The sequence below is a fragment of the Arsenicicoccus cauae genome (assembly GCF_043162025.1).
GTDB lineage: Bacteria > Actinomycetota > Actinomycetes > Actinomycetales > Dermatophilaceae > Arsenicicoccus > Arsenicicoccus cauae.
Genome location: NZ_CP171001.1, coordinates 3,269,817 through 3,281,912 on the forward strand (window position 1 = coordinate 3,269,817; position 12,096 = coordinate 3,281,912).

General features: G+C 72.4%; 10 protein-coding genes. 3 read left to right on the forward strand and 7 right to left on the reverse strand.

Annotated elements, in window-relative coordinates; genetic code table 11:
- Positions 1-111: 111 nt before the first annotated feature.
- The 6 genes from ACF3NS_RS15225 to ACF3NS_RS15250 form a co-directional block, all read right to left on the reverse strand.
- Positions 112-717: a hypothetical protein gene (locus tag ACF3NS_RS15225; protein ID WP_392467112.1), complete on the reverse strand. Its 606-nt coding sequence runs from the start codon at positions 715-717 to the stop codon at positions 112-114.
- Between the two features lie 290 nt (positions 718-1,007).
- The gene (locus ACF3NS_RS15230; protein WP_392467114.1) at positions 1,008-1,859 is read right to left on the reverse strand and encodes a hypothetical protein; all 852 of its coding nucleotides are present in this window, start codon (positions 1,857-1,859) and stop codon (positions 1,008-1,010) included.
- Between the two features lie 16 nt (positions 1,860-1,875).
- Positions 1,876-2,133, reverse strand: coding sequence for a hypothetical protein (locus ACF3NS_RS15235; RefSeq protein ID WP_392467115.1), 258 nt, complete (start codon positions 2,131-2,133; stop codon positions 1,876-1,878).
- Positions 2,134-2,314: 181 nt separating this feature from the next.
- Positions 2,315-2,641 carry a hypothetical protein gene (locus ACF3NS_RS15240; protein ID WP_392467117.1) on the reverse strand — a complete coding sequence of 109 codons (327 nt, stop codon included), beginning with the start codon at positions 2,639-2,641 and terminating at the stop codon, positions 2,315-2,317.
- Positions 2,642-3,053: 412 nt separating this feature from the next.
- A complete protein-coding gene (locus ACF3NS_RS15245; RefSeq protein ID WP_392467119.1) occupies positions 3,054-5,060 on the reverse strand; it encodes an AAA family ATPase in 2,007 nt (668 codons plus the stop codon).
- Between the two features lie 624 nt (positions 5,061-5,684).
- Positions 5,685-6,242 carry an ATPase, T2SS/T4P/T4SS family gene (locus ACF3NS_RS15250; protein WP_392467121.1) on the reverse strand — a complete coding sequence of 186 codons (558 nt, stop codon included), beginning with the start codon at positions 6,240-6,242 and terminating at the stop codon, positions 5,685-5,687.
- A gap of 244 nt (positions 6,243-6,486) precedes the next feature.
- Between ACF3NS_RS15250 and ACF3NS_RS15255 the strand changes: the two genes are divergently transcribed.
- The 3 genes from ACF3NS_RS15255 to ACF3NS_RS15265 are packed head-to-tail and all read left to right on the forward strand — an operon-like array spanning position 6,487 to position 11,599.
- Complete coding sequence (locus tag ACF3NS_RS15255; RefSeq protein ID WP_392467123.1) at positions 6,487-10,680, forward strand: FtsK/SpoIIIE domain-containing protein; 4,194 nt, start codon at positions 6,487-6,489, stop codon at positions 10,678-10,680.
- Positions 10,677-11,222: a fluoride efflux transporter FluC gene (locus ACF3NS_RS15260; protein ID WP_392467125.1), complete on the forward strand. Its 546-nt coding sequence runs from the start codon at positions 10,677-10,679 to the stop codon at positions 11,220-11,222. Before ACF3NS_RS15255 ends, ACF3NS_RS15260 begins: the two co-directional genes overlap by 4 nt.
- Positions 11,219-11,599, forward strand: a complete 381-nt coding sequence (locus tag ACF3NS_RS15265) for a fluoride efflux transporter FluC (protein ID WP_392467127.1) — start codon at positions 11,219-11,221, stop codon at positions 11,597-11,599. The genes ACF3NS_RS15260 and ACF3NS_RS15265 overlap by 4 nt, the downstream gene beginning before the upstream one ends.
- 43 nt (positions 11,600-11,642) lie before the next feature.
- Here ACF3NS_RS15265 and ACF3NS_RS15270 read toward each other — a convergent pair whose 3' ends face one another.
- Positions 11,643-12,047, reverse strand: coding sequence for a hypothetical protein (locus ACF3NS_RS15270; protein WP_154594565.1), 405 nt, complete (start codon positions 12,045-12,047; stop codon positions 11,643-11,645).
- Positions 12,048-12,096: the final 49 nt, after the last annotated feature.

Consider the following 12,096-nt stretch of genomic DNA (forward strand, 5'->3'; position numbering starts at 1 on the left):
GTGCGGTTCCCTCTCCGTCCCTCTAAGAGGCGATCGCGCCGTGGCCGGGCGGCTACACCCGACACACCCCGAAAGTCCGGGAGAAGCGCAGAGAGAAGGCTCTCGGGCCTCCTACTCAGGCTGAGCAAGGTACTTGTGCTTGTCCTTGGACTCCAACCGGCCAGTTGACCACCTCACCCACGTCCTGCCAACAGCGTCGTTGAAGATGACCGAGATGGGTGGATGGGGCTGGGGGTCGCGTCCCTGCACGTGCCGAGAGGGCAGGAGCGCGAGCTCCGTCTTGGCGGGCACCCGAGTCGGTTTACAGGATGCTCGGTGGCCGTCCCCCTCGAAGTTGAACCCCCCGAAGGGCCAGGAGTCCAGCACGGCGTGGTAGACGGGGTCGTCGCTGCGGTTGTCGAGACACACCATGTAGCGGGTCTTCTCACCCGGCGCTAGGGGGCGCTGCCCGTCGTCGGACGACAGCACCTCAAGTCTGCTGATAACGACGTGCACGTGCGACGCCTGCTCCCGCTCGCGCTCGGTCTGTTGGGCCTTAAACGTCTCCCATGCCGCCGTGGCGGCCGACCGGGCCTCGATCAGCGCCAGGGATGCCACCACCACCGCAAGGCCCGTGGCGAGCGCCGACCACCAGTCAGCGTCGTGCCCGACCAGCCAGCCCCAGGCGCTTACGAAGCTTCCACACAGGGCCGACAGGAAGTCCCTGAGCCAGTCCATGAGCCCCCTCATCAGTCAGTCGTTCGGGACAGGATACGAGGGCGTCCCGCGCGCTCAAACCGGACGGTTTCCACCCCTGTTTCCGGGGGGTTTCTCGGGGGTTCCCTACGGGGTGGGCTCTGACGGCGGTTTCTCTGTCTACCTTTTGAGCTGGCACGGGGATAGCCAGCGAGCGCAGGGTGCCACTGGGTAACCTCCCCTGGGTCGGGTTGCGGTGCGGGACAGGGGTTTACGTGCCGCGACCCCGACCAGTAGCAGCCAGGTCGGGGTCGCGGTGGGGCGGGGTGGCGTCAGCGCGCGTAGGGCACGGTGCGGCGGGCGGTAGCGGCGGCGGTCTTGGCCTGCTGGCGGGCGGTATTGGCGGCCTGGTAGGTGGTCAGGGCCTCGCCGTAGGTCACGAGCCGCACGGTGTGGCCGTCGCGAGCCACGCGCGCCCAGTGCAGCAGGTTAGGCACCGTACCGTCCATGGTGGTGGGCAGGGGGTTGCCCTCGTCGGCCATCTCCCAGTGCGCCTCGGGCACCAGCCCCAGCCCAGGCATAGCGTGGCTGCTAGCGAACGGCGCGCCCTGCAGCCCGTAGGCCACCCGCACCAGCTCCCCCAGGTCGCCCCAGGCCTCAGCCATGTCCTCCACCTGGCGGTACCTCTCCTTGCCGAGGGCAGCCAGCGCAGCGCGGTCCGTGTCGGCCTCGGGCAGCGAGGGGGCCCACTCGGCGATCTGCGACCACATGTCGGCCAGCACAGGCGCCAGGTCCCCCACCACGCGCGCCTCGGCGGCGTGGGCGGCGGCGGCACCCGCCCGCACGACCCAGGCCTCGTAGGCGGTCTTGCCGCGGGAGTAGATGGTGTTGGCGGCCTCGGCGACGGTGCAGGCCTCCAGCGTGGGCAGCGCGGCCGGGTCCGTCAGGTCGGGGAAGGTGGTGCGGGCCTGCACCTGGTCCAGCCAGGCCACCCATCGGGCGTTCCCGTCCAGGAACGCCGCCACGGTGGGGTCAGCGGGCAGGTCCACCTGCAGCAGTTGCGGGTGCGTGAGCGCGGCGGACAGCTTGGTGGCGGCGGCGGACTCCCAGCTAGCCAGGTTCAGGGGCTTGTAGTGGCGCAGGTCGGGAGCGGCGGCGGGGGTGGGGGTCTTCTTGGTAGGCATAAGGATTCGTCCTTTGTCAGTCGTTGTCGGAGTAGTAGTTGCCAATGCCCTGCAGCAACTCGTGCAGGGCGCGGTTGGGGTTGCGGGGCGCGGCCACGGGGCGACCCTCGGACGGGACGTACAGTCCCGGTGGGGGCGGCGGCGCGGCGGGGTCGGGGGCGGTTACCGTGCCGCCGAACACCGCCCGCGCCAGCGACGCGTCGGCGGGCGGGGGTGCTACCTCTACGCGCTCGCCGTCCTGGGAGCCGAACACGCGCTGCGGCAAGCTGCTCATGGTCGGGCTCCTCGGGGAATGGAGGGGGTGGACCGCAGGCCCACTCGGCGGCGCGTGTCGGGGTTGGCCACGCACACAAAGCACAGCCGGTCGGCGTTGAGCGGGGGCTCGCACACTCGGACGCCGCAGCTAGCGCAGTGCGCGTCGCGGTTCACGGGCACGGACGGGCGGGTGCGGCGGCTCACGGCTGCACACCTACGGCGGCGGCGGTGCGCACCAGCCGGTCCAGGTCGTCGCCCACCAGGTCTGGTCCGCCGACCGGCACGCAGCGCCGCACGGTGGCCCGCGTCCACGCGCCCACCAGGTGCACCGGCCCCAGCGACACGTCGGGTCCTTGCACGTGGACGGGGCGGAACGGCGTCAGCCGGACGCGGGCGTCGCGCTGGGGAATGGCCACGGCGGGCACGTCGGACCCGTCGGTGGCGGAGTAGAAGCCCACCACGGCCTCGCGGAAGCGCCGCTGCACGCGGTAGGTGGAGGGGTCGTCCTCGCGCACCAGCACCACCACGGACTCGCACTCCAGTCCGGTAGGGCCAGGCGGCAGGTACGGGCCGCTTCTAATCGTCGGCCCGGGGCTCGTAATCGTCATGTGTCCTCGCTTTCTCTGCATGTGTGTCGCCCGTTAACAACAATGAGTATAGCGTTTCTACTAGACCGCGCTATACTGATGTTGCTCTCCTTCGAGAGGAGTGGCCCTGGGGTTGTAGCCGGGGCCGCTCCAAGCACAAGAAAGGCCCCACTCCTGCAGGGGGGGGCCTTTCTTGCGTCTAACGGGGCGATAGCCTTAGCGCCAGGGAGTCAACCCCTAATAGCCGGAAACTCCCTCGTAATTCCGCGACGAGGGAGTTTCCGGCTATTTTGAGGTACTTAGTGGGTGATTAGTGCACGGGGGCGAAGCCTGACCCAGGGCCACCGGGGCGCTAGATGAGGTCGTCGAAGTCGGCGGCGGCCTGGGCGGCGCGCTTCTTCCGCTCGGCCACGGCAAGCCTCACGTCCGACTGGGTGGGGAGTCGCTTGTCAGCCTTGGAGCAGAACTCCTTGATAGCCTCCCAGGACTTGTTGACCCCCGTCGTGGCGTCGGGCACGGCCTGCTCGAGGATGCTCAGTGCCGTCTCCACGTGACGCGTCGTGCGACCGCCCGCTTCGAATTGCAGCCGACCGTCCGCCGACGACTGCTTCACGGTGACCTGCTCGATGCCGCGTACGCGGACCTTCTGCGGCGCCAGCGTCAGGTCGCCTGAGGTCTTGTCGCGGGTCATCAGCAGCTCGATGTCGACGTCGTCGCGCTTGCTGCTGCTTCCGCGGGCGGACTTGCTGGTGTCCTTTCCGGTGTTGTCCGTGCGAATCACGGTGATGCCCTGGGCCTTCAGCCGCATAGCCGTGTGCCGGTAGAAGGCCCGCCAGGTGTCGGCGTCGTTCTCCGCACCAGCCACCACCCGCTGGGCCGAGTCCAGAACCACCAGGTCGCCCTTCTGCAGCCCGTAGCAGGCGCACGCCTGGAGCAGCTGCTCGCCACCGGCGGCGGTGTCTAGCGTGTCCATGTTCGGCATGGGGACGTAGGTCAAGTGGCCCAGGCCGGCACTCGACTCCACGCCCATGTCGGCCATGCGCTCGGCCACGTCGTCGTCAGTGTTCTCCATGTCGATGTAGAGGACGCGGCGCTGGCGGGGGACGGGGAGCGTGGCCCACGCGTCCTGCCCTCGGGCGACCGCCAGGCACAGGGACAGCAGCAGCAACGACTTGCCGGTGCCTGCCGGGGCGATGAGCGACACCGACGCGCCAGCGGGCACCAGCCCGTCCACCACCCAGTCCCGCTCCTGACGGTTCGGGCCGAGTAGCGCGTCCAGGTCCAGCGGCGGGAACAGCTCCCGAATCCGGTCTCTCGGTCCGTCTCCCGGCGTCTGCAGGGTGTCCCCGGCCGAGTCAGCCACCACAGGGCCGAAGTCCTCCGAGGGGGACGGAGAGGACGTTTCCGGCGGTGCTGGGCGGCCACCGTACCCCACTTTCCGCTCGGCACTCTCCCACTTGGCCCGGTGCTCGCGCACGCCCCAGGTCCCGTCTGCGGGTGCATGCTCCAGGAGGTCGTCCAGGGCCTGCTCGTGGGAGTATCCAGCCCACCCGGAGTTGGCGAATTCCAGTAGGTTGCAGGCCACTGCGAATGTGGTGTTGTCCCACTGAGCGTTCGGCTCCCAGGGGTACTTCAGCGAGTCCAGGCGGGCCAGCTCCTGCTGGATTGCCTTAGCCGCGTAGGGGTGCACGCCGAGGGCGGGGTCACGGTCCGGGCCGTCGTAGACGTAGCGTCCCGTCCGGACCTCTCCAGGAGGAAGATCCGCCAGGGTGGCCCCGTCCACCCGCAGCGCCTTCGACGGCGCGAGAGACCCGTCGAGGACGCGGAGGCCCGCCATGTAGGCGGCGCGATCCTGGGTGGCTGGCCACCACATGAACTGCTCGGGGTAGGCGCTGCGCCGGTCGAACAGATGCGCACCGCCCAGCCGGTCCATCAGCCCGGCGACGATGTCCCCGTACTCCACGCTCGGCACGGCTCGATCCAGGGGGAGGAGCACGCGGTAGCGGGGGGCGGCGGGAGTGTGGCGCCAGGTGGGGTGAAGGATGGCCGAGTAGCCGAGCCCGGCCACCCGGTCGGGGAAGCCCTCGTCGGCGTAGTCCACGTCCAGCGTTACGAGCCAACGGGACTCGACGTGCTCACGGTCGCGGACGTAGCCGCAGGCCTGGCAGTCCTTGTTTCCACGCCTGTCGCATGCAGGAGTGTGGCCCAGGGTCAGCGTGCCCCCGATGAAGCCGCCGCACTCCTTGCGCCCAGCGGGGTTCTTCGCCTTAGCGACGACCTGGTCCCAGGTGAAGGTCTCCGGAGTCCATAGACCGGCGTCGGCGCGCGGCGCGGTGTAGATGGTCTGCGCGGTAGTCATGCGGCACCTCCGTTCCGGCGGGGTGCCTTGTGTCCGTACTTGTCGTGGTGCGGGCGGCGGCGCTTGGCTGCCTTAGCCAGCTTGCGCTCCATGCGGCTCTGCTGACCCGGAGTCAGCCCGCCAGGGGGCCTCACTTGCGGCCGCCAGTCGACAGGAGAGCGGCAAGGCGCTCCCGGTCCGCCGGGAGCAACGGGGGCTCCCCCGCCAGCGTCTCCCGAATGGCGCGCTCCAGCTTGGCCGCAGCGAGGTCGCGGCGAGCCTGAGCCACCTGGGCCGGATCGCCGGAGCCGCCGCCACGGGCGCTACGCATTGCAACCCCCAGCCGGGCACGAGCGGCCAGCACGGGGTCGGTCTTTACTTGTGACATGTTGCACTCCGTCTTGTGACGAAGCGTCCTGGCCCGACCGGGGTTGCTGGGCCGTTGGTAAGTCGGCCCTGCAGTGCCACGGGATAACGCGCCCCCCGCAGGGGGCTGCTCCTTAGCGCATGGCCTCCTTGCGGAGACCTCGAATCAGCACGCTATGGGATAGGACGTGCTGAAGTATAGGTTGGTTCTGCCGGAATACCTAACCGACTCGTACACCCGTCGAGAAGTCGGTGGGGTAGGCTCAGCCAACGTACTTGTTACGTTGCGGCTTGCGTCCCCCCGCTCACCAGCACGTTGAGCCCGGAGGCGACCGCCGCGGAGAGGAACTCGGCGGCGTGGTCGGTCAGCGTGCCGAGCCGGACGAGATCGTCCAGGTGGGTCGCCTTGGCGACGAACCGACGGACGTTGACCTGCCAGTGCTCGCGCGACACGTCGGGGATCACGACGTGCAGGCGCGACCCGTCGGGCAGCGAGGCGTCGACGAAGGGCGAGGAGAGATCCACGCGGCGACCCGAGGTCTTGAGCATGCGCTCGACGAGGTCGCGGACGCCGTCGGCGGTGAGGATGGTCGGCGTCAGCTCGCTGACGCCGTCCCTGGCCACGAACACCTTGCCCGGTTCGTTGATCCAGATCTCCTCGACCAGGGGGTCGTCGAAGTAGGGCTGAAGCGGACCGAAGCCGGCCACCTCGTCGACGAGGCGCTTGGCGGTGACGTCGACGTCCTCCAGCGGCGGCAGACCGGCCGCGACCGCGCGCTCCTCGTAGTCGTCGATGGCCCGGTCCACTAGGGCACGGACGCGGGCACGGTCTGCCACGGGATCGACGCCGTCGCGTCTGATCGCCTCTCTGACCTCTGCCTCGAGGGCCGCGCTCATCTGCACCATCACTCCTTGCTCCGGGTCCCTCGAATGTAGGGAGATTCGGGCGGCCACCCGGGGTGTCCATCTGAATGGCTGTGGATGTCACGCAGCGTGTGCCCTTCAACCGCCGGGCCTGTGGATGACGGGGGCGGTCTGTCGGTGGCGGCCTGCACAGTGGTCCCGAGCTGAGGAGGTCGACGTGCGAGTGGAGCTGACGGTGGAGTCGGCCGGTGGCCGGTCGGTGGTGGCGGTCACGGCCCCGGCCGGCACACCCTGGTCCGTGGCGCGGCCCCTGGTCGAGCAGACCGTGGGCACGACGTCTCAGGCCGTATGGCGTCTCGGCCCCGCCGTCATCCCGGACGGCGCCACGCTGGGCCGACCACCCCTCGTCCGCGGCGCCCACATCCACGACGGCGGCGAGGCTGGGGACGCCGTCCCGCCCGACGGCCCGGCGTCGGCCCTGCACCTCGCGACCATCGGTGGACCGGACGCGGGGCGCGTGCTGCCGCTGCGCCCCGGTCGACATGTCGTCGGTCGTGATCCGGGGTGCGACATCGTCATACGAGATCCCGAGCTGTCGCGCCACCATGGCCTCCTGATGGTGGACGACGACGGAGTGGTGCTCGCCGACACCGGCTCGACCAACGGGACCCGTGCCGACGGCCACCCCGTCGAGGGACCGGCCCGCCTGGCCGTCGGCACCCGGGTCCGGCTGGGAGGCACCGTCGTGGCCGTCCGCCGCAGCGGGCGCCGGCAACGGGTCGACCCCGACGGCGAGGGGCACCTCGTGGTCCACCCGCACCCGGTCGGAGCCCCCCGTGCCGAGGACGTCCTGCTCGACCGACCGCGCGAGCCGACCCCACCCGACCCCAGAGCCTTCCCGTGGCTCACCCTGCTGCTGCCACTCCTGGCCTCGGCCGTGCTGGCCTGGGTGATGCACTCGCCCTACCTGCTGCTGTTCGGCCTCCTGGGACCGGTGATGGTGCTCGCCAGCCACCTGTCCGACCGCTCGGCCCGGGGGCGTCGTGCGAGGGAGGTCCACGCGTCCCACCTGGCCGCGGTGGCCGACGTCGACCGGCGCCTCGCGGAGGCCCTGGCAGACGAACGCGCCCGTCGGGAACGGGCCTCCCGGGACCCGGCGACCGTGCTGCAGGTCGCCCGGCTGGAGGAGCCTGGGCTGTGGTCGCGCGTCCCGGACCGGACGCGGCCCCTCACGGTGCGGCTCGGCCGGGCCCGACTCGCTGCTCGTGCCGGCGTCCGTGACCCGGACGGTGTCGTGCACCGGCCGCTCCTCGACGACGTGCCGGTCGACGTGGATCTGGCCGAGGCGCGACTCCTCGGACTCGCCGGTCCCGGCGCGACGGAGGTCGCACGGGCGGTCGTCGCTGCTCTCGCCGTCGAGTGCCCCCCGGGCGAGCTCACCGTCGACGTCATCGTGGGCTCGGCTCGGCAGGCCCGTGCCTGGGAGTGGACGCGGTGGCTGCCCCACCGGTCCCGGCCGGCTGCCTCGCCGCTGCCCGTGGCGGGGAGCGGTGCCGCGGCCCAGGTGATCGATGACCTCCGTGCGGACGGCGGCGGCCCGGCCGAGAGCCGGGCGAGGACCGACGGAGCGCACCCACCCTGGCGGCTGGCGGTGGTGGCGGGGCTGGACGCGCTCGGGGCGACCGAGCAGCTCGGCGGTCTGCTGTCGCACGGGGACCAGGGAACCGTCCTGGTCGTGACCGTCGCCGAGGAGCCCGACCGGGTGCCGGTGTCCGCCGGTGCCTGGCTGCGCATCGCCCCCGGGGGGCGAGCCACGGCCGGTATGCCGGAGGGCGAGCTGGTCACCGACGTCGTCCCCGACGCCGTGGGACCTGACGTCGCGGAGCAGGTGGCATGCGCGCTCGCACCGCTGCGTGCCCCTGCCGGGCAGGGGGTGGGCGTGACCCCCGACCTGGTCACCCTCGCCGACGTGAGTCCGGTCCACCTGGACAGCCCCGCCGACGTGGCCGCCGGGTGGGCACGACCGACGCGCGGTCCGTCGGCGCCCCTCGGGCTCTCAGCGGCCGGTCCCGTCACCGTGGACCTGGTCGCCGACGGACCGCACGTGCTGGTGGGAGGCACGACGGGCGCCGGCAAGTCCGAGCTGCTGCAGACCCTGGTCGCCGGGCTGGCGCTGGCGCTGCCGCCGGATGAGCTGACCTTCGTCCTCGTGGACTACAAGGGCGGGGCGGCGTTCGCGGAATGCGCCTCCCTGCCGCACTCCGCGGGAGTCGTCACCGACCTCGATCCCCACCTCGCACGGCGGGTCCTGAGGTCGCTGCGAGCAGAGCTGACGCGGCGCGAGCGAGCCCTGCGCACGGTGGGCGCCCCCGACCTGGACGCCTACGGCAGGCTGCGGCGCCCCGGTGACCCGCTGGTGCCGCGGCTGGTGATCGTCGTGGACGAGTTCCGCGTCCTGGCGCAGGAGCTCCCCGACTTCGTGCCGGGGCTGCTCACGGTGGCCACGATCGGTCGTTCCCTCGGCGTGCACCTGGTGCTGGCGACGCAGCGGCCCGCCGGGGTCGTCACGCCCGACATCCGCGCCAACGTCAACGCCCGTGTCGCGCTGCGCATGCGGGACCGCGCCGACTCCGAGGACGTCATCGAGGCACCCGACGCGGCCCGGATCAGCGACCGGCTCCCCGGTCGCGCGCTGTGGCGGACCGGCGAGGGCAACCTTCACTCCTTCCAGACCGCCTGGGCCGGCGCGCCGGCGCAGGTCACCCCCGGCGAGGTGACGGTGGAGCTCGCCGACGGTCGACGCGTGTCGTCGGCGCGGACGGGGCCGGACACCCAGCTCGCGTCTCTCGTCCGCGCCACGCGGGAGGCGGCTGCCGGTCGCCCCCTACCCGCCAGCCCCTGGCTCCCGCCCCTGCCGGACCTCCTGCGGCCCGCGGAGCTGGCAGACCCCGATCTGGCAGGCACCGAGCCGATGAGCACCGAGCTGCTCCTCGGCCTGGTCGACCTGCCGGATGCGCAGGTCCGGCTGCCCCTGCGCCACGACCTCGCCGCGGGACGGCACCTCGCTGTGGTGGGCACCCATCGGACCGGTCGCACGAGCGCGCTGCGTGCCCTTGCGGCCGCCGCTGCGGCCCGGCACGACCCCGACTCTCTGCACCTGCACGTCGTCGACGGCGACGGCGGGCTCGGCGACCTGGAGACCCTGCCGCACTGCGGCACCCGGGTCACCCGCGCCGACCCCGCACGTGTCCTGCGCCTCCTCGAGCTCCTCGCCGCGGGGACGGCTCATGCGCGGCCGACAGGGACGACGGGTCCGACAGTCCTCGTGCTCGTCGACCGGTGGGACGCGGTCGTCGCGGGCGCCGACCCCGTGACGGCCGCGGCCCTGCAGGACGCGCTCACCGGGCTCCTGCGCGACGGCCCTGGCGCCGGCCTCGTCATGGCCCTCGCCGGGGACCGCTCCCTGCTCACGTCGTCCATCGCGACGCACCTCGGCGAGCGCCTGCTGCTGCGCCTGGCCGACGCGACGGACCTGGCCCTGTGCGGCGTCCCCGCGTCGGCCCGCCCGGAGCACCAACCGGCCGGACGTGCACTGCGGGCCTCGGACCACGCCGAGATCCAGCTGGTCCTCGTCGAGCCCGAGGACGTCCTCCGTGTCGCCGACGACGCACCATCGGCACGACGGCGACCGCCGCTGACCCTGCGCCCCCTCCCGTCGTCCGTCACCAGCGACGCGGTCCGGCACGCGGACCCGCGCGCCTTCGGCGTCGGCGGCGATCAGGCCGGCCCGGTGTCGCTGGACCTCGCGGCCCGCCCCGTGGTGACGGTGTGCGGGCCGCCTGGCAGCGGACGCAGCACCGCCCTGGTCGCCCTCGCGCAGGCGTGCGGGCGCCCGGCCGACCGGGTGGTCGTGGTCGCGGCAGGCCCTTCGCCCGCGGCCGCGTGGGCCGACGCGCGCAGCAGGACGAGGATCGCGGCGCCGGGGCCCGTCGTGCCGGTGCTCGGCCCGACCGATGACGAGGCCCTGCGCTGGCACCTCGACGAGCACCCCGACGCCGTGGTCCTGGTCGACGACCTCGAACACCTGCTGGACAGCCCCGTCGAGCAGGTCCTCGTCGCGCTGGCCCGGCACGCCGTCACGCATCCCGGGGGTCCCGTCCTCGTGGCTTCCGGCACGACCCAGCACCTGGCGGCGACCTATCGAGGGCTCGCGACCGAGCTGCGCCGCGCCGCCACCGGCCTGGTCCTGCAGCCGCGGCACGCCTCGGAGGGCGACCTGCTCGGGGTCGCGCTCCCCCGGCTGCACGCACCCCCACCGGGCCGCGGCGTCCTCGTCGACCGTGGCCGCACCCTCGTCGTGCAGGTCGCCCTCCCCCGCGCACCAGCGGATCGGGGCACAATCGTCGGGTGACCTCGCCCCTCAGTCCCACCACGCGCTTCGCCGTGGTCGCCGTGGGAGGGATCGGCGGGGCTCTGCTGCGCGCCGGCATCAGCGAGCTCGTACCCTATGACGCGGGACACTTCCCCACCTCGCTCCTGCTGACCCAGGCGATCGGCTGCGGGCTGGCGGGCTTCCTCACGCCCTACCTCCTGCGCCGCGGCCCCCTGTGGTCCTTGGCCTTCCTCACCGGGGCGCTCGCCTCCTTCACCACCTTCGGCCTGTTCACCGGGCAGGTCGTCCTGCTGGCCCCGGGGCGGCTCGCCACCGCCGTGGTCTACCTGCTCGCCACCGTCCTGGTCGGCGTCGCCGCGGCCGTCGGCGGGCTGCACCTCGCGATGAGGCTCATCGAGCGCCCCGACCGTCCCGACCGCCCACGCGGTCCCGGCGGTCAGGACGGTCAACGGTCGGCCGTCCGCCGCCAGGCCTCGACCGGAGTCACCCCCGTCCAGTCCCGCGACCCGCGCGAGCACACCTCCCCCGTCCGCACGGCCCGGACCCGGTGGCGTCGATGAGGCTGGTCGACACCCTCTGCCTCGCGGTCGGCGCCGGGCTCGGCTCGATGGTCCGGTATGCCGTGGCGCTGCGGGCGCCCTCCCGCGAGGACCTCCCTCGGGGGGCCGTCGCGACGACCGCCGTCAACGTCACGGCCTCACTGCTGATCGGCATGATGCTGCACTGGTTCGTCACCGGAGGCCTCGCCCAGCCCCTCTATGCCCTCGTCGGGATGGGCTTCGCCGGGAGCCTCGGCAGCTGGTCACCGCTGGCCGTCGGGTGCGCCGAGCTGGTGCACCGCCGCCATTGGACGCTGCTGGCTACCTACCTCGGCGGCAACGTCCTCGGTGGCGTGCTCGCGGCGACTCTGGGCTGGGCCGTCGCCGGCGCGGCCTGAGCGCACTCCCGCCCCCGCCGACTGGTCAGATGCCGCCGACTGGTCAGACATCGCCGCCGGGGCCGTCAGGGCGAGAGAGCACGACGCCGGCGATAGCAACCGTCACGCCAAGCAGGACGAGGGCCGCTGGCACCAGCTCGCCGCTCTGCCACAGGCTCACGCCCACGGGGACCAGCAGAACGTGCCACAGCACCGTCGGGGTGCGCGGCCACTGGGCGCCGCGATGCAGCCCCCGGGCCAGCGCGACGAAGCCCGCCGCCGCGAGCAGGAAGAGCACAAGCTCCACCACGCTCCGCGCCACCTCGTCGGTGCGACCCGAGACGATCTGCACCAACCAGTAGCCCGCCGCCGCCACGGCCACGACGGTCTGCGCCACCAGGACCGCCACGGGCCAGAGCGCGCCCCGGGCAGGGGTCGACGATCCGCGGGCGCGCTTGTTGCTACTCAAGGTGATAGATCCTCATTTGTCGTGACCACCTGTCGGATCCCATCGCACG